This is a genomic window from Pseudomonas sp. LAIL14HWK12:I10 (assembly GCF_900184205.1).
Classification (GTDB): domain Bacteria; phylum Pseudomonadota; class Gammaproteobacteria; order Pseudomonadales; family Pseudomonadaceae; genus Aquipseudomonas; species Aquipseudomonas kermanshahensis.
On sequence record NZ_FXWU01000002.1, the window covers coordinates 125,142 to 147,203 of the forward strand.

General features: G+C 63.1%; 21 protein-coding genes. 12 read left to right on the plus strand and 9 right to left on the minus strand.

Features of this window, described 5'->3' with window-relative positions; all coding sequences use genetic code 11:
• Nucleotides 1–11: 11 nt before the first annotated feature.
• On the minus strand, nucleotides 12–938 hold the full coding sequence (locus QOS90_RS04610; RefSeq protein ID WP_085272430.1) for a 4-hydroxyproline epimerase: 927 nt from the start codon (nucleotides 936–938) through the stop codon (nucleotides 12–14).
• Nucleotides 939–966: 28 nt separating this feature from the next.
• Nucleotides 967–2,583 carry an APC family permease gene (locus QOS90_RS04615; RefSeq protein ID WP_027594629.1) on the minus strand — a complete coding sequence of 539 codons (1,617 nt, stop codon included), beginning with the start codon at nucleotides 2,581–2,583 and terminating at the stop codon, nucleotides 967–969.
• 359 nt (nucleotides 2,584–2,942) lie between these two features.
• Here QOS90_RS04615 and QOS90_RS04620 point away from each other — a divergent pair, with 359 nt between their 5' ends.
• Nucleotides 2,943–3,725, plus strand: a complete 783-nt coding sequence (locus tag QOS90_RS04620) for an AraC family transcriptional regulator (RefSeq protein ID WP_027594628.1) — start codon at nucleotides 2,943–2,945, stop codon at nucleotides 3,723–3,725.
• Here QOS90_RS04620 and QOS90_RS04625 read toward each other — a convergent pair.
• On the minus strand, nucleotides 3,713–4,600 hold the full coding sequence (locus tag QOS90_RS04625; RefSeq protein WP_085272431.1) for a LysR family transcriptional regulator: 888 nt from the start codon (nucleotides 4,598–4,600) through the stop codon (nucleotides 3,713–3,715). The two genes, QOS90_RS04620 and QOS90_RS04625, sit on opposite strands and share 13 nt — an antisense overlap.
• 141 nt (nucleotides 4,601–4,741) lie before the next feature.
• Between QOS90_RS04625 and moaB the strand changes: the two genes are divergently transcribed.
• Entirely contained in the window at nucleotides 4,742–5,281 is a 540-nt protein-coding gene (gene moaB, locus QOS90_RS04630; protein WP_027594626.1) for a molybdenum cofactor biosynthesis protein B, read from the plus strand.
• 40 nt (nucleotides 5,282–5,321) lie between these two features.
• On the opposite strand, the gene QOS90_RS04635 is transcribed toward moaB, so the two are convergent.
• Together QOS90_RS04635 and moaA are read right to left on the minus strand one after the other, a co-directional pair.
• Nucleotides 5,322–6,221, minus strand: coding sequence for a bestrophin family protein (locus QOS90_RS04635; protein ID WP_085272432.1), 900 nt, complete (start codon nucleotides 6,219–6,221; stop codon nucleotides 5,322–5,324).
• Nucleotides 6,222–6,241: 20 nt separating this feature from the next.
• Nucleotides 6,242–7,246: a GTP 3',8-cyclase MoaA gene (gene moaA, locus QOS90_RS04640; protein WP_027594624.1), complete on the minus strand. Its 1,005-nt coding sequence runs from the start codon at nucleotides 7,244–7,246 to the stop codon at nucleotides 6,242–6,244.
• Between the two features lie 345 nt (nucleotides 7,247–7,591).
• Between moaA and QOS90_RS04645 the strand changes: the two genes are divergently transcribed.
• The gene (locus tag QOS90_RS04645; RefSeq protein ID WP_085272433.1) at nucleotides 7,592–9,922 is read left to right on the plus strand and encodes an FdhF/YdeP family oxidoreductase; all 2,331 of its coding nucleotides are present in this window, start codon (nucleotides 7,592–7,594) and stop codon (nucleotides 9,920–9,922) included.
• Between the two features lie 39 nt (nucleotides 9,923–9,961).
• Here the strand turns inward: QOS90_RS04645 and QOS90_RS04650 are convergent, their stop codons facing one another.
• Nucleotides 9,962–10,423 carry an Lrp/AsnC family transcriptional regulator gene (locus QOS90_RS04650; protein ID WP_027594622.1) on the minus strand — a complete coding sequence of 154 codons (462 nt, stop codon included), beginning with the start codon at nucleotides 10,421–10,423 and terminating at the stop codon, nucleotides 9,962–9,964.
• Between the two features lie 128 nt (nucleotides 10,424–10,551).
• On the opposite strand from QOS90_RS04650, the gene QOS90_RS04655 reads away from it, so the two are divergent.
• On the plus strand, nucleotides 10,552–11,736 hold the full coding sequence (locus QOS90_RS04655) for a trans-sulfuration enzyme family protein (protein WP_085272434.1): 1,185 nt from the start codon (nucleotides 10,552–10,554) through the stop codon (nucleotides 11,734–11,736).
• Between the two features lie 61 nt (nucleotides 11,737–11,797).
• Here QOS90_RS04655 and QOS90_RS04660 read toward each other — a convergent pair whose 3' ends face one another.
• Nucleotides 11,798–12,034 carry an HP1242/YdcH family protein gene (locus QOS90_RS04660; protein WP_027594620.1) on the minus strand — a complete coding sequence of 79 codons (237 nt, stop codon included), beginning with the start codon at nucleotides 12,032–12,034 and terminating at the stop codon, nucleotides 11,798–11,800.
• A 297-nt stretch (nucleotides 12,035–12,331) separates the two neighbouring features.
• Between QOS90_RS04660 and QOS90_RS04665 the strand changes: the two genes are divergently transcribed.
• The 4 genes from QOS90_RS04665 to QOS90_RS04680 all read left to right on the plus strand — a co-directional run bounded on the left by QOS90_RS04665 (nucleotide 12,332) and on the right by QOS90_RS04680 (nucleotide 16,511).
• Nucleotides 12,332–13,969 (plus strand): phosphoethanolamine transferase, encoded by a 1,638-nt coding sequence (locus tag QOS90_RS04665; protein WP_085272435.1) that lies wholly within the window; start codon nucleotides 12,332–12,334, stop codon nucleotides 13,967–13,969.
• Between the two features lie 107 nt (nucleotides 13,970–14,076).
• Nucleotides 14,077–15,210, plus strand: coding sequence for a ribonuclease D (gene rnd, locus QOS90_RS04670; protein WP_027594618.1), 1,134 nt, complete (start codon nucleotides 14,077–14,079; stop codon nucleotides 15,208–15,210).
• The gene (locus tag QOS90_RS04675; protein ID WP_027594617.1) at nucleotides 15,207–15,500 is read left to right on the plus strand and encodes a YcgL domain-containing protein; all 294 of its coding nucleotides are present in this window, start codon (nucleotides 15,207–15,209) and stop codon (nucleotides 15,498–15,500) included. The genes rnd and QOS90_RS04675 overlap by 4 nt, the downstream gene beginning before the upstream one ends.
• Before the next feature lie 78 nt (nucleotides 15,501–15,578).
• Nucleotides 15,579–16,511, plus strand: coding sequence for a D-2-hydroxyacid dehydrogenase (locus QOS90_RS04680; RefSeq protein ID WP_085272436.1), 933 nt, complete (start codon nucleotides 15,579–15,581; stop codon nucleotides 16,509–16,511).
• Nucleotides 16,512–16,627: 116 nt separating this feature from the next.
• On the opposite strand, the gene QOS90_RS04685 is transcribed toward QOS90_RS04680, so the two are convergent.
• Nucleotides 16,628–17,221: a nitroreductase family protein gene (locus tag QOS90_RS04685; protein ID WP_027594615.1), complete on the minus strand. Its 594-nt coding sequence runs from the start codon at nucleotides 17,219–17,221 to the stop codon at nucleotides 16,628–16,630.
• Nucleotides 17,222–17,365: 144 nt separating this feature from the next.
• On the opposite strand from QOS90_RS04685, the gene QOS90_RS04690 reads away from it, so the two are divergent.
• Nucleotides 17,366–17,815, plus strand: coding sequence for a YcgN family cysteine cluster protein (locus QOS90_RS04690; protein WP_027594614.1), 450 nt, complete (start codon nucleotides 17,366–17,368; stop codon nucleotides 17,813–17,815).
• Nucleotides 17,816–17,856: 41 nt separating this feature from the next.
• On the plus strand, nucleotides 17,857–19,068 hold the full coding sequence (locus tag QOS90_RS04695; RefSeq protein WP_085272437.1) for a hypothetical protein: 1,212 nt from the start codon (nucleotides 17,857–17,859) through the stop codon (nucleotides 19,066–19,068).
• A gap of 179 nt (nucleotides 19,069–19,247) precedes the next feature.
• Here the strand turns inward: QOS90_RS04695 and QOS90_RS04700 are convergent, their stop codons facing one another.
• Nucleotides 19,248–19,589: a YgaP-like transmembrane domain gene (locus tag QOS90_RS04700; RefSeq protein WP_027594612.1), complete on the minus strand. Its 342-nt coding sequence runs from the start codon at nucleotides 19,587–19,589 to the stop codon at nucleotides 19,248–19,250.
• A gap of 333 nt (nucleotides 19,590–19,922) precedes the next feature.
• On the opposite strand from QOS90_RS04700, the gene QOS90_RS04705 reads away from it, so the two are divergent.
• Nucleotides 19,923–20,639, plus strand: a complete 717-nt coding sequence (locus QOS90_RS04705; RefSeq protein ID WP_027594611.1) for a GntR family transcriptional regulator — start codon at nucleotides 19,923–19,925, stop codon at nucleotides 20,637–20,639.
• Nucleotides 20,640–20,701: 62 nt separating this feature from the next.
• Nucleotides 20,702–22,021: an NAD(P)/FAD-dependent oxidoreductase gene (locus tag QOS90_RS04710; protein WP_085272438.1), complete on the plus strand. Its 1,320-nt coding sequence runs from the start codon at nucleotides 20,702–20,704 to the stop codon at nucleotides 22,019–22,021.
• The last annotated feature ends 41 nt before the right edge of the window (nucleotides 22,022–22,062 follow it).

Below are 22,062 nucleotides of genomic sequence, written 5' to 3' on the forward strand. Positions count from 1 at the left end.
GCCTGGGCAGGTCAGATGCCCCAGGCGAAAGGATCCTGTTCGTCGATCAGCAGGGTGCTGTCGGCGGTCATGTAGGCGCGGCCGGTGATGAACGGGCGAATGCGCTCGCCCTCGCGCTGGTAGCGGCCCTGGAACTGGCTGCCGGTGATGCTCGCCTGGACCCAGGTCTGGCCCTCGTCGAGCTTGCCGTCGGCGGCCAGGCAGGCCAGCTTGGCGCTGGTGCCCGTGCCGCAAGGGGAGCGGTCGTAGGCCTTGCCGGGGCACATGACGAAGTTGCGGCTGTCGGCGTCGGGGTCGTCGGCAAACAGCTCGACATGGTCGATCGGCTCGCCGTTTTCGCCGGTGATGCCCTGGGCCTCCAGGGCCTTGAGCATCGCCCAGGTGTAGTCGGTGAGCGCTTCGACGTTGTCCAGTTCGATGCGCTGGCCATGCTCGGACACCAGGAAGAACCAGTTGCCGCCCCAGGCGATATCGCCGTGCACCACGCCATGGCCCGGTACCTCGACCGGCACCTGTTGGCGATAGCGGTAGGCAGGCACGTTGCCTACGGTGACCGCGCCGTCTTCATGCAAGGTGGCGCTCACCTGGCCGACCGGCGTGTCGACCTTGTGCACGCCTGGCGCGATCAGCCCCAGGTGCTGCAGCGAGGCGATCAGGCCGATGGTGCCGTGGCCGCACATGTTCAGGTAGCCGGCGTTGTTGAAGAAGATCACCCCGCACGTGGCGTCTTCCGAGACCGGTGGGCAATACAGCGCACCGACCAGCACATCGTTGCCGCGAGGCTCCAGCAAGCAGGCGCGGCGCCAGGGGTCGTGCAGTTCGCGCAGTTCGTCGCGCTGTTCGGCCATGGTGCGGCCATTGAGCGGTGGGAAGCCTTTCATCACCAGGCGGGTCGGTTCGCCGCCGGTATGCGAGTCGATGACGTGAATGTGTTTCATGGGCAGGTCCCTTGAATGGTGGCCGAGGTCAGGAGGCGACAGCGGCAGGGCGGTGGCCCAGGTGTGTGTCGGCGGTGGCTTCGCTCTCGTCTTCGCCATCCAGGCGCACCAGGTGCGCCGGCACGCCGGTCGCAGCGCCCCAGTAGTAAATGCCCAGGGCACAGGCGGCCACGACCACGGTGTCGAACGGGTGGCCGATCACGCCGAGGCCGCCGAAGCTGCCGAGCCAGGACAGCAGGATGGTCACGGCGTAGAAACCGATCAGCCAGGCCGACGAGCGCACTTGCTGGCCGATGGACAGGTGCTGGGTTGGCACGAAGCGGGCGCACAGCAGGTAAAGCACGAACATCACGATTTGCAGGGCCAACAGCCACGACACGGTGTTCCAGCCCGACCAGTAGACGATCAGCGCGGCGATGATGAACGACAGCGGGCCGAGCACGCTCATGCCCTTGACGCGGAACGGGCGCGGCATGTCGGGTGCGTTGCGGCGCAGCGCGGCGACAGTGACCGGGGCCACGGCATAGCTCAGTACCAGTGCCGCCGAGACCACGTTGATCAGCGCTTCCCAGGACGGGAACGGCAGGGTCCAGAACACCGACAGGGCAAAGGTCAGCCACAGCGCCGGGCGGGGGATGCCGGACTGCTCGTCGATGCGGGTGAAAACTTTGAAGAAGGTCCCGGTCTGCGCCCAGCCATAGATCACCCGCGGGGTGGCGTTCATGTAGATGTTGCCGCAACCGCTTGGCGAGATGACCGCGTCGGCCACCACCAGGTAGGCCAGCCAGCCCACGCCCAAGGCCAGGGCGATGTCGCGGTAAGGCAGGGCGAGTTCCTTGGTCACACCGGCCCAGCCGTTGGCCAGCATTTCGGTCGGCACGCTGCCGAGGAAGGCCAGTTGCAGCAGGGCGTAGATCGCGGTGGACAACAGCACCGACAGGATCAGCGCGATGGGAATGGTGCGCTGCGGGTTCTTCACTTCACTGGCTACCGAAATGATCGGTGTCAGCCCCAGGTAAGCGAAGATGATGCCACCCGCCGAGACGGCCATTTCCACACCCGACAGGCCGAACGGCGCAAAGCCCTGGACCTCGAAGTTTGCCGGTTTGAAGAAGGTGAACAGCACGCCGATCACCAGCAACGGCACGATGAACTTGAACACGCTGACCAGGTTGTTGGCTTTGGCGAAGGTCTTGACGCTGCGGTAGTTGAGCAGAAAGAACAGCCCCAGCAGCGCGAACTGCACCAGCCAGCCGAGCACGCTCGGGTCACTGGAGCCGGCCTTGGTCAGTTCGGGGAACCAGGCCGCGGCGTATTGCCGTGACGCGACCACTTCGATGGCGATCAGGCTGGAAAACGCGATCAGCGTGATGAAGCCCATCAGGTAGCCAAGCAGCGGGCCGTGGGAGTACACCGGGTAGCGCACTACGCCACCGGCGCGGGGCAGGGCGGCGCCGAGCTCGCAGTAGACGATGCCCAGCAACAGCACGGCGAAACCGCCGAGGAACCAGGACAAAATACCGGCGGGGCCAGCGATGGCCGAGACGTGGCTGGCGGCGAACAGCCAGCCGGAGCCGAAAATGGCGCCTAGGCCGATGAAGGTGAGGTCGAGCAATGAGAGCTGTTTTTTGAATTTGCCTGACATGGGTGCGCCTTTTTGTAGGTTTTGGATAGGCAGGTCTGATGTCACGAGGTGCGGCTTTTTGGGCCGCGCTCTTGTAGGTCTTGGGCGGCTTGCGTGGGGCATAGAGTGGACCGATCTGGGCATCGGTTCTTGATGGTTTTCTGCAGGGTGGATGACGAAATCGGCACAGTTGCAGAAAAGTAGTGGCGGGGTGGTGGGCTCGTGGATAGGCTGAAAGCCATACCGCATAAGGGCTTGGGAGATGCAGTGCCAGTGCCGGCCTCTTCGCAGCACAAGGCTGCTCCTACAAGGCAGTGCGGTCCATGTAGGAGCAGCCTTGTGCTGCGAAGAGGCCAGTAAAGCCATTAGAGATCAACTCGATGACCGCACCCCCCCTGGCAACCCTGTACCAGTCCTTGGACCAGCACCGCCCCGCCACCCTGGAGGCCCTGCTTGCCGGGGTCTCCCTGCTGCTGCCGATCCTCGACGCGATCCCCAACGCCGCGATCTTCATCAAGGACGCCGACGCCCGCTACGTGCTGGCCAACAACACCCTGGTCCAGCGCTGCGGCCTCAAGCGTTTGCAACCCTTGCTGGGCAAGACCAGCGCCGAGGTCTTCCCGGCACAACTGGGCCCCGGCTACACCGAGCAGGACCGTCGCGTACTGAAGGATGGCTTGGTGCTGCAAGACCAGCTCGAACTGCACCTGTACGGCAGCCGCGAACCGGGTTGGTGCCTGACCCACAAGCGGCCCTTACTCAACCCCGACGGCGCAATCATCGGCCTGGTGGGCATCTCGGTCGACCTGCAGTCAGCCGCCGACACCCACCCCGCTTACCAGCGCCTGGCAGCTGTGGATGAGCACATTCGTCGGCATTTTCATCAACCCATCAGCATGGGCGAACTGACCCGCATCGCGGGTATTTCCGTGGCGCAGCTGGAGCGCTATTGCAAGCGGGTGTTCCACCTCACGCCACGGCAGATGATCCACAAGGCGCGGCTGGAGCATGCCCATCGCTTGCTGCACAGCGACTTGCCAATCACCGAGGTGGCGATGCAGTGCGGCTACACCGACCACAGCGCCTTCAGCCGCCAGTTCAAGCAATTGACCGGGTTCACCCCGCGCCAGTACCGCCAGGCGACGGCCGCTCAGGAGGGTTGAAACAGCGCGCGCGCCTCGTCAAAGCATTGCTCGGCAATCGCCGAACGCGGCTCGCTGCGGCGCAGCAGCAGGCCCACCGGGCTGTGGATGCTGGCGTCGACAATAGGCAGGATGCGCATGTGCTCGCTCAAGTCTTCCAACCCGCAATCCAGTGGCATGATCGCGCAGCACACGCCGGTGCTGATGGCCTGGATCAGCTGGAAGCTCGAGTCGCTTTCCAGCACGGCGTTGGGTTCCAAGCTGCGACTGCGGAAGCTCAGGTCCAGCGATTGACGGTAGTGCATGCCTTTGCTCAGCAAACCCAGTGGAATCTCGCCGAGGTCTTCCCAACGCAGGGTGTCGGCCTGGAACTGGAAGTGGCGGGTATCGTGCAGCAGGCCCATGGTGGTGGTGCCCAGCTCGATCACTTCGAAGAAGCTGGCATTGACTTGGTCCAGGTAGCAGATGCCCAGGTCGAGCTGGTTGCGGCTCAGGCCATCCATGATCTGCTCGGTGCTGTGCGAGCTGATCTGGAAGTGCAGCTCGGGGTATTTTTCGCGCAGCGGCAACAGTAATTGCATCGGGTTGAAGCTGGCCAGCGGCACGGTGCCCAGACGCAGGCTGCCGACCACCTGGCCGCGGCAACTGGCGGCTTCGGCTTGCAGGCCGTCGTGGGCCGCCAGCAGTGTGCGGGCCCAGGCCAGAATACGTTCGCCGGCTTCGGTGAACCCTTCGAAGCGCTGGCCGCGTTTGACCAGCACCAGGTCCAGTTCGTCTTCCAGGTTGCGCAGGCGCATCGACAGCGTCGGCTGGGTGATGTGGCACAGCGCCGCGGCCTGGCCAAAATGGCGAGTCTGGTCGAGCGCGATGAGGAACTTGAGTTGCTTGATGTCCATGGGAGTGCCTGGCGTCTGGTTATGCTGACCTTAACCAAGTCAGCGATAGATGTCATTGATCACCCGGTACGCCATATCGATTGGACGCCCCCCGGCCGTGCCTCTAGCGTGGTGACAATGCCCTTTCAGGAGTAGCCCACCGTGAGCGTCAAACCCGATGCGGTCTTCGTACCGCTCAACATCGCCGTACTGACCGTCAGTGACACCCGCACCTACGACACCGACACCTCCGGTGAGCTGCTGGCCAGCCGCTCGGTGGAAATCGGCCATCGCCTGGTGGCGCGAGCCCTGCTCAAGGACGACCTGTACAAGATCCGCGCCCAGGTCGCCACCTGGATCGCCGACGAGCAGGTGCAAGTGGTGCTGATCACCGGCGGTACCGGCTTCACTGGGCGTGACAGTACGCCGGAAGCCGTTGAATGCCTGTTGGACAAACGTATCGATGGCTTTGGTGAGCTGTTCCGGGCGTTGTCCATTCTCGATATCGGCACATCGACTATTCAGAGCCGGGCATTGGCCGGGCTCGCCAACGGTACCTTGGTGTGCTGCCTGCCAGGCTCGACCGGGGCTTGCCGCACGGCGTGGGAAGGGATCCTGGCCGAGCAACTGGATGCGCGCCACCGGCCGTGCAACTTCGTGCCGCACCTGAAGCCTGTGGAGGCTTGCGCAAGCCGCGGTTAATGCCCTGGCTATGCTGGCCTCTTCGCGGGCAGTAAAAGAATCAGCTCAACACATACCCCACCGGCTCCAATGCCGGTGGCAGCGGTTCAACCCCCAACCCCGCCAGCACATCGCGCTCCACGGTGCGCACCAGCGCATCGGTAGGCAGGTCGTTCTCATCGCGCCCAAACGGGTCTTCCAGTTCGTTGCCAATCGCATCCAGCCCAAAAAACGTATAGCCGACGATGGTGGTGAACAGCGGCGCCAACCAGCCCAGCGGTTCAGCCAGGGCGAACGGCAGTAGCAGGCAGAAAATGTAGATGGTGCGGTGCAGCAACAAGGTATAGGGGAACGGCAACGGTGTGCCTTTGATCCGCTCGCAGGTGGCCTGCACTTCGGTCAGCCCCACCAGCCGCTGTTCCAGCACGCTGTAGCGCCAATCGCTGATCTGCCCCTGCTGCGCCAGCCGTGAGCAGTGCCCGCCGACTTCGCGCAAGATCGTGTCGCACACATTGTGCGGGCTGATCGCATTGGGGTTGGCCAGCCAAGGCCGGGCGGCCGCCAGGTCATCCTCGTTGCGCAGCCGGGCGTTGAGCGCATGGGCAAAGCCGCACAGGCTGCGCAACAGTTCGGCACGCAGTGCCGGGTCGGCGATCACCACGCTTTCGCGCACGAACGAACGGGTCTCGATGATCAGCTTGCCCCAGGCCTTGCGGCCTTCCCACCAGCGGTCGTAGCAGGCGTTGTTGCGAAAGCTCATGAAGATCGACAGCGACAGGCCCAGCAAGGTGAACGGTGTGGCGCTGACCGGGTAGAAAAATGCCGGATAGTGGCGCTCGACCAGCACGATCAGTGCGGCCAGCAAGGTGACCATCAGGCAGCGCAGGGCGATGCGCTTGATGATCGAGCCCTTGAGGGTGAACAGCACGCGCAGCACATCGGGGCGGGGGTGGACGATCATGGAAATCCAGAGGTGGCTGTTCAGCCGCCGGTCATGTTCATGAAACGCAGGATCTGCACGTCACCCCCCACCTCGAAATGATGGCGGTAAGGCTTGAGGTGCAAGGAGTCGCGGATGGCGTTTTCCAGGCGCTCGGCGTTGCCTGGGTGGGCACGCAGGACCTGCTTGAGGTCGACCGAATGCTCGTTGCCCAGGCACAGCAGCAGGCGGCCTTCGACGGTCAGGCGCACGCGGTTGCAGGTGGCGCAGAAGTTATGGCTGTGCGGCGAGATGAAGCCGACCCGGGTGTGCGCCGCTTCGGCCAGGCGCCAGTAGCGTGCCGGGCCTTGGGACGATTCGGTGGACTCGATCAGGGTGAACTGCTCGGCCAGCCGGTCGCGCACCTCGTCACTGGAGTAGAACGACTCACCACGCTGGTGTTCGCTGATGTTACCCAGGGGCATTTCTTCGATGAAGGTGATGTCCAGCTCGCGGTCGATGGCAAAGCGCACCAGGTCGACCAGTTCGTCATCGTTGCGGCCCTTGAGCACTACGCAGTTGAGCTTGGTCTTGCGAAAGCCTGCCTGGCGCGAGGCGTCGATGCCGGCGATCACCTGGTTGAGGTCGCCGGTGCGGGTCAGTTGCTTGAAGCGCCCAGGGTCCAGGCTGTCGAGGCTGATGTTCAGGCGCGAGACGCCGGCGTCGAACAGCGGCTGGGCCAGGCGCCCGAGTTGCGAGCCGTTGCTGGTCATGCACAGTTCGCGCAGGCCGGGCAGGGCGGCGATGCGCCCGCACAACTCGACGATGCCCTGGCGCACCAGCGGCTCGCCACCGGTCAGGCGGATTTTGCGGGTGCCCAATGCGACGAAGCGCTCGGCCACCTGGAACAGTTCTTCGAGGCTGAGGATCTGCTGGCGCGGCAGGAACTGCATGTCTTCAGCCATGCAGTACACGCACCGGAAGTCGCAGCGGTCGGTGACCGACATCCGCAGGTAGTCGATTTTCCGGTTGAAGCCGTCGATCAGGGCCCGGCTGTTCTGTTCCACGATTGCGCTCGAATGGGATGGACTCAGCTCCAAGCTATAACCTGGCCGCACCCCCGTCAAATTGCTTTCCCCGACTGGTTGATCAATCTGCTCTATCACGGCTTCAGGCCCCGGCATGCATGGGAGATTCCCCCTGTAGGTGCAGCCTTGTGCTGCGAAGAGGCCATTGCAGCCACAGCTTCTCGGCTAGCCAAACCGGCCTCTTCGCAGCACAAGGCTGCTCCTACAGGACGCGATTTGGATCCGTGATCGAAACGGCTTATCAGCCCGTAAGATCTTTCGATTGGACGCTTGTGCCCCACGCTCAATAGTCTGGAAAAAACACCGAGCGTGAGGATTCACCGCATGAGCCAGGACGAACATATCAGGGACTACAAAGGCGCCGCCGCCGGCTGGGGGGCGCTCAAGAGCGTGACCAAAAGCTGGCTGGGCAGCGAAAACGCCTTCAAGAACCTGCGGGCCATGCTCAAGACCAACCAGAACGGCGGCTTCGACTGCCCCGGCTGCGCCTGGGGCGAATCGCCGGAAAACGACATGGTCAAGTTCTGCGAGAACGGCGCCAAGGCGGTCAACTGGGAAGCCACCGGTCGCTCGGTAGACCCTGCATTCTTCGCCAAGTACAGCGTCAGTGCGTTGGCCGAACAGACCGATTACTGGCTCGAATTCCAAGGCCGCCTGACCCACCCGATGCGCTACGACGCGGCCACCGATCACTACGTCGAAACCTCCTGGGAAGAGGCCTTCGCCCTGGTTGCCAAACACCTGCAGGCGCTCGATTCGCCCAACCAGGCCGAGTTCTACACCTCGGGGCGGGCCAGCAACGAAGCGGCGTTTTTGTACCAGCTGTTCGTCCGCGCCTACGGCACCAACAACTTCCCCGATTGCTCGAACATGTGCCACGAGGCCAGCGGTGTGGGCATGTCGGAAACCCTCGGCGTGGGCAAGGGCACCGTGGTGTTCCATGACCTGGAACTGGCCGACGCCATCTTCGTCATCGGCCAGAACCCCGGTACCAACCACCCGCGCATGCTCGAACCGCTGCGCGAGGCGGTCAAGCGTGGGGCCCAGGTGGTGTGCTTCAACCCGCTGAAGGAGCGTGGTCTGGAGCGCTTCCAGCACCCGCAACACCCGTTCGAAATGCTCAGCAACGGCTCCGAACCGACCAACACCGCGTACTTCCGCCCGGCCCTGGGCGGCGACATGGCGGCCATGCGTGGCATCGCCAAGTATTTGCTGCAATGGGAACGCGAGGCCCAGGCCAAGGGTGAACCGGCGGTGTTCGACCATGCCTTCATCGCCGAACACACCAGCGGCGTCGACGCCTACCTGGCGGCGGTGGATGCCACCTCCTGGGCGCATATCGTCGAGCAGTCGGGCCTGACCCAGGCCGAGATCGAGCTGGCAGCGCGCATGTACCGCAAGGCCGAGCGGGTCATCATGTGCTGGGCCATGGGCGTCACCCAGCACCGCCACTCGGTGCCCACGGTGCAGGAAATCGTCAACCTGCAACTGCTGCGGGGCAACGTTGGCAAACCCGGTGCTGGCCTGTCGCCGGTGCGTGGCCACAGCAACGTGCAGGGTGACCGCACCATGGGCATCGATGAGAAGCCCAAGGCCGGGCTGCTCGATGCCCTGGAAAAACGCTTCCAGTTCCGTGTGCCCCGTGCCCACGGGCATAACGCGGTGCTGGCGATCAAGGCCATGGAAGAAGGGCAGGCCAAGGTCTTCATCGCCCTGGGCGGCAACTTCGCCCAGGCTACCCCAGACACCCCTCGGACCCACGCGGCCCTGCGCAACTGCGCATTGACCGTGCAGATTTCCACCAAGCTCAACCGTTCGCACTTGGTCACCGGCCGCGATGCGCTCATCCTGCCGTGCCTGGGGCGAACCGAGATCGACCTGCAGGCCGACGGGCCGCAGGGCGTGACCGTGGAGGACACCTTCAGCATGGTGCATATCTCCCACGGCCAATTGCGCCCGCGCTCGCCACACTTGCGTTCGGAGCCGGCCATCGTGGCCGGCATGGCCCAGGCGACCTTGGGCAAGCAGCCGATCGATTGGGAGTACGCCATTGCCGACTACAGCCGCATCCGCAGCATGATCGCCGATGTGATCCCCGGCTTTACCGACTTCAACGAGCGCTTGCAGCACCCGGGTGGCTTCCACCTGGGCAACAACGCGGCGGATCGCACGTGGCGTACCGCCACCGGCAAGGCGCGTTTCAGTGCCAGCCAGTTGCCGGAGCAACTGGTCAATGCCCAGGTGCTGGCCCGTGGCGACAAACCGGACCTGATCCTGCAGACGTTACGTTCGCACGACCAGTACAACACCACCCTGTATGGCCTGGATGACCGCTACCGTGGGGTGTTTGGCCTGCGTGAGGTGGTGTTCGTCAATGAGGCTGACATCCGTCGCCTGGGGTTCGAGCCTGGCGAGCACGTGGACTTAGTGTCGCTGTGGGAGGACGGGCGCGAGCGGCGGGTGTCCGGGTTCCGCCTGGTGGCGTATGACGTGCCGCAGGGGCAGGCCGCGGCGTATTACCCGGAGACCAACCCGCTGGTGCCGCTGGAGAGTTATGGTGAGGGGACGTATACGCCGACCTCGAAGTTCATCGCGATCAGGGTAGAGAAAGCCAAGGCGGGGAACCGGATCGAGGCGGTGCAGGCGGCTGAATAAAGGTTTGCCTGATCCGGCCTCTTCGCGGGCCAGCACCGGTCAGGGCCGGTGCACCGGGTAAGCGGTGGTGTACTTCATCTGCTCCATGGCAAAACTCGACGTAATGTTGGAAAGCCCGTCGGTGCGGGTGATCAGCTTTTTGTAGAACCGGTCATAGGCGGCAATGTCACCCACCACCACCCGCAGCATGTAATCCCAATCCCCCGACATGCGGTAAAACTCCATCACCTCCTCGAAACCGGTCACGGTCGCGGCAAACTGCTCCAGCCAGGCGCTGTCGTGGCGCTGGGTCTTGAGCTGGACGAACACGGTCAGGCCCAGCCCCAGGCGTGTGGGGTCGAGCAGGGCGACGCGGCCAAGGATGTAACCCTCTTCTTCCAGGCGTTTGACCCGCTTCCAGCAGGGCGTGGTGGACAGGTTTACCGCCTCGGCCAGGTCTTTGAGGGAAATGGACGCGTCGCGCTGCAGCAAGGTGAGGATGTGTTGGTCGAAATTGTCCATATCGATTACAGGCTGGCCAGAGAATGATTTTCTCCAGATTACTGCAAAACCGGAAAAATGCGTGACCCCCGTTGCACGTCCTTGCCGCCGGCAATGGTTGTGCGATAGTTGCAGGCTTACCTCAGTCAATGGACCGGATCATGTCCGACAAGCCGCGTAATTTCGCCACCCGTACCATCCACGCCGGCGAGCAGCATAGCGTTGCCGACAACGCGATCTTCCCGCCCATTTATACCGCCAGTTCGTACATCAAGCGCAGCCTGGACGACAACCCCGAGTATGCCTACAGCCGCGTCGGCAACCCGACCCGGCATGCTTACGAGAGCTGTGTCGCGGCGCTGGAAGAAGGTGTCGGCGCGGTGGCTTGCGCCTCCGGCGTGAACGCCACGGCGACGGTGCTGGAGTTGTTGCCCAAGGATGCCCACGTGGTGGTGATGAACGGCGTATACGGCGGCACCTTCCGTATTCTGGAGGACTATCGCAGCCACACATCAGGGCTGACCACCACTTACGTCGACCTCAACGACGTGCAGGCTGTGGCCGCGGCGATTCGCCCGGAAACCCAGCTGATCTGGATCGAGTCCCCGACCAACCCCTTGCTGCACCTGGTCGACATCAAGGCGGTCTGCGACCTGGCGCGGTCGCGCGGTATCCTCACCTGCATCGACAACACCTTCTGCTCGCCCTGGAATCAGCGCCCGATCACCCTGGGCGTGGACCTGGTGATGCACTCGGCAAGCAAGTACATCGGCGGCCATTCCGACCTCACCGGCGGTGTGGTGGTGGCCGCCAATGACGCGCTGCTGGCGCGGCTGCGCAAGATCAGCATGGCCGTCGGGGCGATTCAGGGGCCGTTCGACTGCTACCTGGCCCTGCGTGGCCTGAAAACCTTGGATGTACGCATGGAGCGCCAGTGCGCCAATGCCCTGGAGGTGGCGCGTTTTCTCGAAAGCCATTCGCAGATCGAGCAGGTGTTTTACCCGGGGCTTGAAAGCCATCCCCAGCATGCGCTGTGCAAGCGCCAGATGCGTGCGGGCGGGGCTGTGGTGGCCATGAAGGTCAAGGGTGGCGACCGGGCGGCGCTCAATCGCCTGGTCGAGGCGCTGCAGATCTTCGTACTTGCCGATTCGCTGGGCGGCGTGGAGAGCATGATCAACCACTCCTGGAGCATGTCGCACAACTCCCTGAGCCCGGAGCAGAAGGGCGTGATGGGCATCAGTGAGAACTTGCTGCGGCTGTCGGTGGGGATCGAGGACTATCGGGACCTGATCGATGATCTGGATACGGCGTTGAAGGCGTCGGCTAGCGTATAAATGCGGCTGGCCCTATCGCCGGCTTGCTGGCGATAGGGCCGGTTGATTCAGCAGAAACCCCTCAAGATTTCGGCGGATGAATGATCCGTTCGATCTTGTCCTTGATCAGCAGCCGCTCCTTGCGCAGTCGGGTGACGGTGTCATCGGTGCTGGCGTTACCTTCAGCGGCCAGCACTTCCTTGTCTTTGGCGTTGTACTCCTTGTGCAGTTTGTGCAGGTCATGGTCTTTGTCGATGCGCGTCTGGAAATCCTCGGCAGTGATGTTCAGGTCAGCGAGCAGATCATGCGGAACGGGCATTTCTTCACCTCTCGTGGGGGTTGGCGAACGGTCCTGACCTTTGAGGATAGTCGCCTTTGCGCAGGTGGGGGGCGGGGGGAGGCCGGCGCAGCCTTCTCGCAACCGCGCAGCAAACTTGGCCTGCCAGGCTGAATGGCGGCTGAATAAACTTCATTTAATGTTGGAAAAACGCCATCTCACGGTTTTGTTGGCGTCTTTTTCACGAAAAATTGATGGTGGCCTTTCTAGAGTTCAGCCAACTTTTCGCGGTGCCGCACAGGCCCGTGGGCTGATAATCACTCTTGATTGCGAACACTGATGCTCAACTTTAAATCCCTGCGGACTGAATGGGTCACGCTGCTGGCCAGCCTGTACCTGCTGATCGGCTTCAATTTCTTTCTCTGGCAGCACCTGGAGCAAGTGGTTCCGCCAGGGTTGGCGGGGCTTTGGCTGAGCCTGGCGTTTGCCGTGCTGATGCTGTTCGCATTCAACCTGATTTTGACCTTGTTTGCCTTCCGGTATGTATTGAAGCCGGTGCTTATTGTGCTGTTCATGAGTGGCGCGGGTGTTGCTTACTTCATGAATCAGTACGGGGTGCTTATTGATGCTGGCATGTTCCGTAACATGGCAGAGACCAATGTTGCGGAAGTGCGCGACCTGATGTCGTTCAAGTTTGCCGCTTATATACTGTTGCTGGGCGTATTGCCCTCGGTCGTGCTGTGGAAAACACCGATCGCCTACCGCGCCTGGCACCGTGAGCTGTTGGGCAAGCTGGTGGTCAGCGGCGCCTGTGTGGTCGCCCTCGGGTCGGTGGCGTTGGTCAACTACCAGGGCTTGTCGTCACTGTTTCGCAATCACCACGAACTGCGCCTGATGCTCACCCCGAGCAATATCGTGGGTGCCTCCATTGGTTATGTCAGCGAACGCGTCGGTACAGCGGCCAGGCCCTTCCAGAGTTATGGCACGGATGCGAAACGTGATGCCGCCTGGCAGCACCATGAGCGCAAGTCGTTGACGGTGCTGGTCGTCGGCGAAAGTGCGCGGGCCGACCATTTCGGCGTGCTCGGTTATGACCGCGACACCACCCCTAACCTGGCCAAGGAGCAGGGCCTGCTGGCCTTCTCCGATGTGCATTCGTGCGGGACTGAAACCGCCGTGTCGGTGCCCTGCATGTTCTCGGGCATGCCGCGCAAAGACTACGATGCGCGCGTGGCAAAAAACCGTGAAGGGCTGCTGGATATCCTGCAGCGGGCCGGCCTGGCCGTGCAGTGGCGTGACAACCAATCGGGCTGCAAGGGCACCTGTGATCGGGTGCAGTTCATCGATGTCAGCAACCTCACCGACCCGGCGCTGTGCGCCAACGGCGAATGCCATGACGAGATCCTGTTGCAGGGCCTGGGCGAGCTGATCGACAACCTCGACAAGGACACCGTGCTGGTGCTGCACCAGATGGGCAGCCACGGCCCCGAGTACTTCAAGCGCTACCCCAACGCCAGCGAGCGCTTCGCCCCGGTGTGCCAGAGCAATGCACTGAACCAGTGCAGCGAGCAGGAAATCATCAACGGCTACGACAACACCCTGGCCTACACCGACAAGGTGCTGGCGTCGCTGATCGACACGTTGCGCAGCAAACAGGACAAGGTTGACACAGCGATGATCTACCTCTCCGACCACGGTGAGTCGCTGGGTGAGTACAACCTGTTCCTGCACGGCACCCCTTACCCCATCGCCCCGGAGCAGCAGAAGCACGTGCCACTGCTGACCTGGTTCTCCGACAGCTACAAAGAGGACTTTGGTCTGGACACCGACTGCCTGGCCAAGCTCAGCGACGCGCCGCTGTCCCAGGACAACCTGTTCCACTCGATGCTCGGCCTGTTGCAGGTGCGCACCGAGGTCTACCAGCAATCGTTGGACATGTTCGCCAGCTGCAGGCCGTGGCTGGCAGCCAAGCGCTGACGCGCATGGCTTTTACACCACCGTTTATCTATTCCAGGGATGGCGCAGGTTTCACCCGCAGTGCCCGCGCCGTATATACTGCGCGCCAATGTTAGTGGGAGAGCCTCGTGGCCATCGAAATTCACTGGATCCGTGACGACCAGACCCTGGCCGACCTCTGCCGAAAGTGGCGCCAACTGCCCTTCGTAGCGCTCGACACCGAATTCATGCGGGTAGACACGTTCTACCCCAAGGCGGGGCTGATCCAGATTGGCGACGGTCAACGTGCCTTTCTGATCGACCCACTGCTGATCAAGGATTGGCAACCCCTGGCCGAGCTGCTCGAAGACAGCGGCGTGGTCAAGGTGCTGCACGCCTGCAGCGAAGACCTCGAAGTGCTGCTGCGCCTGACCGGCAAGCTGCCACAGCCACTGTTCGACACGCAGTTGGCCGCCGGTTACCTGAACCTGGGTTTCTCCATGGGTTACTCGCGCCTGGTCCAGGACGTGCTGGGGCTCGAGCTGCCCAAGGGCGAAACCCGGTCTGACTGGCTGCAACGCCCGCTGTCCGACACCCAGGTCAGCTACGCCGCCGAAGATGCCGTGCACCTGGCCGAGCTGTTCATCGCGCTGCGCCCGCGCCTGTCCGATGACAAGTACGCCTGGGTGCTGGAAGACGGCGCCGAGCTGGTGGCCCAGCTGCGCCGGGAAGTCGAGCCCGAGAGCCTGTACCGCGACGTCAAGCTGGCCTGGAAGCTGGCGCCCCAGCAGCTGGCCGTGTTGCGCGAGCTGTGCGCCTGGCGTGAGCGCGAAGCGCGCAACCGCGACGTGCCGCGCAACCGCATCCTCAAAGAGCACTCGCTGTGGCCGATGGCCAAGTCCCAGCCCTCTAACTTGTCGGCCTTGGCCAAGATCGACGAGATGCACCCGCGCACCATCCGCCAGGACGGGGAGTTTCTCGTCCAGCTGATCAAGCGTGCTGCCAGCCTGCCCGCCGATCAGTGGCCGCAGGTTTTGCCTGAGCCATTGCCGATCGAAGCGGCCGGCATCCTCAAGCAGCTGCGCGCCATCGGCCAGGCCGAAGGCGAGCGCTTAGGCATTGCCCCCGAGCTGATGCTGCGCAAGAAAACCCTGGAAGCGCTGCTCAAGAGCGGCTACCCCAATGGCCCCTATCAACTGCCCGATTCGCTGCGCGGCTGGCGTCGCGAGCGCATGGGCCAGGCCCTGCTGGACAACCTGGCAGGCGCCGGAGAGACCCGATGAAACGTATTTGCTCGATCTACAAGAGCCCCCGCAAGAACGAAATGTACCTGTATGTGCTCAAGGCCGAAGGCCTGGAGCGCGTGCCCGAGGCCTTGCTGCCGTTCTTCGGCACCCCCGTGCATGCTTTCGACCTGGTGCTGAGCCCCGAGCGCAAGCTGGCGCGCGAGGACATCACCAAGGTGCTGGAAAACCTCGACAACCAGGGCTATCACCTGCAGATGCCGCCGGCCGAGGATGAGTACATCGAGCACCTGCCCGAAGAGCTGCTGCGCCGTAACGACCCGGTCTGACCCAGGCCCGGTTCCTCTCATTCGCCAAGTGGCCCGCCTGTCGGGCCGCTTTCGTTGTCTGCCAAGGTTGTTTTCACGATGCGCGTTCTGATCGCCGAACAGGATCATGCCAAGTACACCCAGCTGCTGGGCGAAGCGGCCCCTGACCTGCAAATCCTGACCAGCAGCGATTCTGCCGAGCTGGCGCTACAGGCACCGCAGTGCCCGGTGTGGCTGGGCCAGCCCGACTTGCTGGCGAGCCTGCTGCGCCAGGGCCACAAGCCGGCCTGGATGCAGTCGACCTGGGCCGGCATCACCCCGTTGCTGGCCGAGGGTTTGCCACGGGACTATCGCCTGACGCGCGCAGTTGGCATTTTTGGCCAGGTCATGGCGGAGTACATGCTCACCTACCTGCTCGGCCATGAACGCGAGGTGCTGTCGCGCCTGGTGAGCCAGGTCGAGCGGCGCTGGGACGACCGCCCAGGGCGCACCCTTGAGGGGCGCAAGGTGCTGATCGTCGGCACCGGTGATATCGGCCAACGTGTGGCGGAGTTTCTGCTGCCGTTCGGCGTGACCTTGTACGGGGTCGCGAGCAGCGCCCGCGAGCAGCTGCCATTCGTCGAAGTGGCGGCCCTGGCGGACCTGCCGCGCATGGTCGAGCAGGTCGACTACGTGATCAACCTGCTGCCGGACACGCCTGCCACCCATGACCTGTACGATGCTGCGCTGTTTCAGCGCTTCAAGCCCAGTGCCTTGTTCATCAATGCCGGGCGTGGAGTGGCGGTGGTCGATGGCGACCTGGTGGAAGCACTGAAGCAGGGGCATCTGGCGGGCGCGGTGATCGATGTATGCCGCCAGGAGCCACTGCCCCAGCGTCACCCGTTCTGGACCGCCTGGGGGTTGCTGCTGACCGGGCACAGCTCGGCGCCCACCTCGCCGGCGGCGATGGTGCAGTTGTTTGTCGAGAATGTGCGGGCGTATGAGGCAGGGCAGGGGTTGCGCGGGGAAGTGGATTTCGCCCGGGGTTACTGATTGCTAGTGGCCTGTACCGGCCTCTTCGCGGGGCAAGCCCGCTCCCACAGGGATGGCGCAATACCTGTGGGAGCGGGCTTGCCCCGCGAAGAGGCCGGTACAGCCCACAAAAATGCTTAGAGGCTAAAATCCCCCTCAGCCGCCAGCTCGCTCAGCGGCCGGCGCGAGCTCGGCACTTCACGCGCCTGCAGCGCCTCAGCCAAGGTCGCCTTGTCGCCTAGCTTGCCGATCGCCACCATGGCATGCAGCTCGTAGCCTTCCGGCACCTTCAGTTCGCTACGTGCCAGCTCCTTGTCAAAGCCAGCCATGCCGTGAGTGTGCCAGCCGCTGATGCTGGCCTGCAGGGCCAAGTGCCCCCAGGCGGAGCCGGTGTCGAAGGTGTGCCACAGGGCAGGGCTTTCTTCAGCGGCGCCAGGCGCTGCGAAGGTGGTTTTGGAAATGATCAGCACCAGCGCCGACGCCTGTTGCGCCCAGCTGCGGTTGAACGGCACCAGCAGGCTCAGGTAACGCTCCCAGTTCGCAGTGTCGCGACGGGCATAGAGGAAGCGCCAAGGCTGCGAGTTGTACGCCGAAGGCGCCCAGCGCGCGGCTTCCAGAAAGCTCAGCAGGGTCTCCTCACTGATCGGCTCGGCGGTGAAGGCCCGTGGCGACCAGCGGTTGATGAACTGCTCGTTGATGGCGTAATCGGCAATACGGGGGGTGGCGCTCATGGCTGTTCCTGCAAGCGGATGGGAAAACCGCACGCTACTGCGTCCCGTCATGACTGACAAGCGGTCTGGCTTTGCCGAAGGCCAGGCTCTAGACTGGCGCCGCCGCGCGCCGCGCACTGATGATGAATGCAGGAAACCCGTGTGATGATCGCTGACAGCGCGCCGTTCTGGCGGCGCAAAACCCTCGAACAACTCAGCCCGCAAGAGTGGGAATCGCTCTGTGACGGCTGCGGTTTGTGCTGCCTGCAAAAGCTCGAGGACGAGGACGACAACAGCATCTATTACACGCGCATTGCCTGCAAACTGCTGGACCTCGACACCTGCCAGTGCAGCGACTACCCCAACCGCTTCGCCCACGTGCCCGACTGCATCCAGCTGACCCCCGGCAAGGCCGACCAGTTCAAGTGGCTGCCAAGCACCTGCGGTTACCGCCTGGTCAGCGAAGGCAAGGACCTGCCTGACTGGCACCACTTGATCTGCGGCGATCGCCAGCAGGTCCATGAACAGCGTATTTCCCAGTCAGGGCGTATGCTCAGTGAGCATGATGTCGATGAAGACGACTGGGAAGACCACCTGATTTTTCGCGCCAGCTGACCGGCGCGCCCCGTCGCCTCTGGGAAACAAGGAGTTTCTGTATGCGTTGCCAGCTGTTGTTGCTGAGCCTGATGGCCTGTTCGCCGGCCTGGGCGAAGAAAGTCGACCTGGATTATCACGTGCGCCTGTTGCCAGCCAATGGCCAGGCCGAAGTGCGCCTGACCCTGGCCGAAGGCAGCAGCGTGCGCAGCCTCGACTTCGAGCTGGGCAAGGCCGGTACTTACAGTGGCTTCCAGGCTGACGGCCAATGGCAAGTCGCAGACAAGGGCGAGCGTGGTGTGTGGCACCCGGCGCCTGGCAAGACCAGCCTCAGCTACCGCGTGCAACTGGACCAGAAGCTGCGCAGTGGCGCTTATTCGTCGCGTATCACGCCCCATTGGGCCTTGTTCCTCGGCGACCAACTGGTACCGCCCGCGCGCCTCGATCAGCAGGACGGTACCGAATTGGTGGCACGCCTGTGGTTCGACCTGCCAGAAGGCTGGAAAAGCATCGAAACCTCCTGGCCGCGCATCGGCAAGGACAAGTTCCGCATCGACAACGTCTCGCGCCTGTTCGACCGCCCCACGGGCTGGATGCTGGCGGGTGACCTGGGCAGCCGCCGGGCTCGCCTGGGCGAGACTGAAGTCACCGTTGCCGCGCCAGTCGGGCAGGGCATGCGGCGCATGGACAGCCTGACCCTGCTGACGTTCGTCTGGCCGCAATTGCAGGCCGTGTTCCCGCGTAACCCACCCAAACTGCTGTTGGTCGGCGCCCGGGATGGCATGTGGCGCGGTGCGATGGCGGCGCAGGGGTCGCTGTACATGCACAGTGCCCGGCCGATGATCAGCGAAAATGGCAGCAGCCCGTTGTTGCGCGAATTGGTGCAACTGTTTGCGCAGATTCATGGCCGTGAAGGCAGTGACTGGCTGATCGAGAGCCTGACTGATTACTACGCCAGTGAGTTGTTGCGCCGGGCAGGCGGGGTCAGCGATGACCGCTACGAGGCCTGGCAGGCGCGCTTGAGCAAGCAGGCTGCCAAGGTTACCCAGCTCAAGGGAGAGCAGGCCAACCCGGCGCAGGTTGCCCGAGGGGTGCTGTTGCTGCAGGCCCTCGACAAGGAGATCCGCATCCACACCCAGGCCAAGCGTTCGTTGGATGACGTGGCGCGGGCGCTGATGCGCTTGCCGAGTGTAAGCACCGAGGAGTTCGTGCAGATCAGCGAGCGTGTGCTGGGGCGGCGGTCTGAGGTGTTGAAGAGCAAGGTGTTGCGCTAGCGATTTGTGTCACCTGTGCCGGCCTCTTCGCGGGCAAGCCCGCTCCCACAGGTCCTTGAGCGGCCCACAGGACCTGTGAAGACCCAGTGGCTTCCACAGGCCACACTGCCCTCAGGATTACTGAAGACCCTGTGGGAGCGGGCTTGCCCGCGAAGAGGCCGGCACAGGCAAAAACAAAATCAAAGGCCAGTCAACGGGTCCTTCCCTGTCACCGTCACCCCGCGGGTAGCTGCCTTGGCACTCGCCTTCAACGCCTGCAACTGCGCTGCACTGTCTTCGATGTCCGCGCGCAACCGGTTGTATTCCTGTCGATGCCGCTGCCACCAGGCCTTGGTCGAGCAATGCCCGCTGACCCCGCGCGCCACGGCCATACCGCCCACCACCATCTGCAGCAGCCCGACCAGGCCGCCATGGCGCAGCCCCTTGCTGAACATCAGCGCCCCGCCGGCCAGCGAACCGACCCTTTCCAGGCCCTGGACATTGTGCTCCGGCGACGCCGCAGCGGAATGGATATCGAGCATGGCAAGCCCTCCGTATGAAGTGTAAGCAGCTGACCGCAGGGGGCTCGCAGCCGTTCATTCGCTGTGCCGAATGGTTGCCAGGCGCACGGCCTGCACATTGCCATTCAGCGCCAGCACCTGAAAAATGTCTTGTCTGGGCAGTTATCTGTCCGGTTTGGCAATGCAACCGGCTAGGTGTTTAATCTCACCCTTTAAAACCGCGAAGCCCTTTAAATACGGGCGGTCCAGAGATTCAACCGCTCATCTAAAATGCTGTAGACACATTGTCTAACAGTACCCTATAGTCGTTATACAAATAGTAGACACAGCGCTATGACAACAAAGAAGGCCGCCATGAAAGCCACCGTTCAAGCCATCAGCGAAGAAGCGCCGCAGGACCGCAAGGCCGTCCTCGCCGATGCGCTGCGCCGCCGGATCCTCAGCATGGAACTGGCCCCCGGCGCTGTGGTGGACGAGTTGGCCCTGTGTGACGAGTTCGGCCTGTCGCGCCCACCGGTGCGTGAGCTGCTGCGCCAGATTGCCGCCGAAGGCTATATCGAGCTCGAGGCCAACCGCGCGCCACGGGTTGCCGCGATGAACCACGATTCGCTGCACAGCTTTTTCGTCGCCGCGCCGCTCATCTATATCGCCACCACCCAGTTGGCCGCCACCTACGCCAGCGAAGCGGAAATCGAGGCGCTCAAGGCTATCCAGGCGCAGTTCCGCCAGGCCATCGAAGCGCGTGATGTGGAAAACCGGGTGGTCTACAACGACGCCTTCCACCTGGAAATCGGCAGGATGGCGCACAACGACTACCTGATGCCGAGCCTGCGCCGCCTGCTTATCGACCATGCCCGCCTGGGCAAGATTTTTTATCGCCACCCGACCACTGATGACATGCAACAGGACCTTGAAACCGCCTGCGACCAGCATGACCAGATGATCGATGCCATCGAACGCCGCGACCCCGCGCGCGCCGGGCAACTGGTGCGTGAGCACTTCGAGCTGTCGCGCCGGCGCATGGCTGAATACGCCGCACCGCAAGGGCTGGATGTACCGATTCAGATATGAGGTTTCCAGGTCGTCGCCACTGGCGCTGATCGCTCGTCAACAACAAGATCCAGGTTAGTGACATGACAAGAATAAGCTCGTTACCTGCCGATGATGCCACCTGTGGTTGGTATCACCTGAGCACACCCCGCACGCCACGGCCGGCCCACAGTGGCCATAGCCAGGCGCGCTGGGTGGTGGTTGGTGCCGGCTTCACCGGGCTGGCCGCTGCTCGCCAGTTGGCAACGAACTTTCCGCATGACGAGGTTGTGCTGGTCGAGGCCCAGGAAGTCGGTTTTGGCACCTCCGGGCGCAACGCCGGTTTTGCCATCGACCTGCCCCATGACATCGGCGCCGAGGACTACATCGGCGATATCGATACCGCCAAGACCGTGCTCAAACTCAACCTGGGTGGGCAGTCGTACCTCAAGGAGCTGATCGAGCGCCATGGCATCGAATGCCAGTTTCGGCACTGTGGCAAATACCAGGCCGCTGTCGAGGATCGTGGCATTGCCGTGCTCGATGCCTACCGTCGAGGCCTGGACAAACTCGGCCAGCCCTATGAAGTGATCGAAGGTCGCGACCTGCCCGAACACATCGGCACGCACTTCTACCGCAAGGGTTTGTTCACGCCGGGTACCGCGTTGCTGCAGCCTTCGGCGCTGGTCAAAGGCCTGGCCGACAGCTTGCCGAGTAACGTTTCGCTGTACGAGCACACGCCGATTACTGACGTCGAGTACGGCGACAAAGTGGTACTGCGCCACGCCAAGGGCTCGATCACTGCTGACAAGCTGGTGCTCACCACCAATGCCTTTGGCATGAGCTTCGGCTTCCTCAAGGGCCGCATGTTGCCCGTGTTCACCTATGGCAGCATCACCCGCCCGCTGACCGGAGACGAGCAAGCCCGCCTGGGTGGCAAACCCTACTGGGGCGTGATCCCCGCCGACCCATTCGGCACCACCCTGCGGCGCACCGTCGACAACCGCCTGCTGGTGCGCAACAGCTTCAGCTTCAACCCGGACGGGCGCAGCAACCGCAAGTACCTGGACCGTTTCGTTCAACGCCACCGCGAATCCTTTGCCCGGCGCTTCCCGATGTTGCCCGACGTGAACTTTGAATACACCTGGGGCGGCGCCCTGGCGTTGTCGCGTAATCACATGGGGTTCTTTGGCCAGTTGGCGCCCAATGTGGTCGGCGCACTGTGTTGTAACGGCCTGGGTGTTACCCGCGGCACGGTCACCGGGAAGTTGCTGGCCGACTGGCTGGCCGGTGACAAACACGAACTTATCGAGTTTTTGCTCAATGCCCCCGGGCCTTGCGCGAATCCACCGCAGCCCTTGGTATCCCTGGGCTTGAACGCCAACTTGATCTGGGGGCAACTGCGCGCGGGCAAAGAAAGCTGATCGTTTTGTAAGTTAGGCCATTGAATATTTGACGTCGGGCG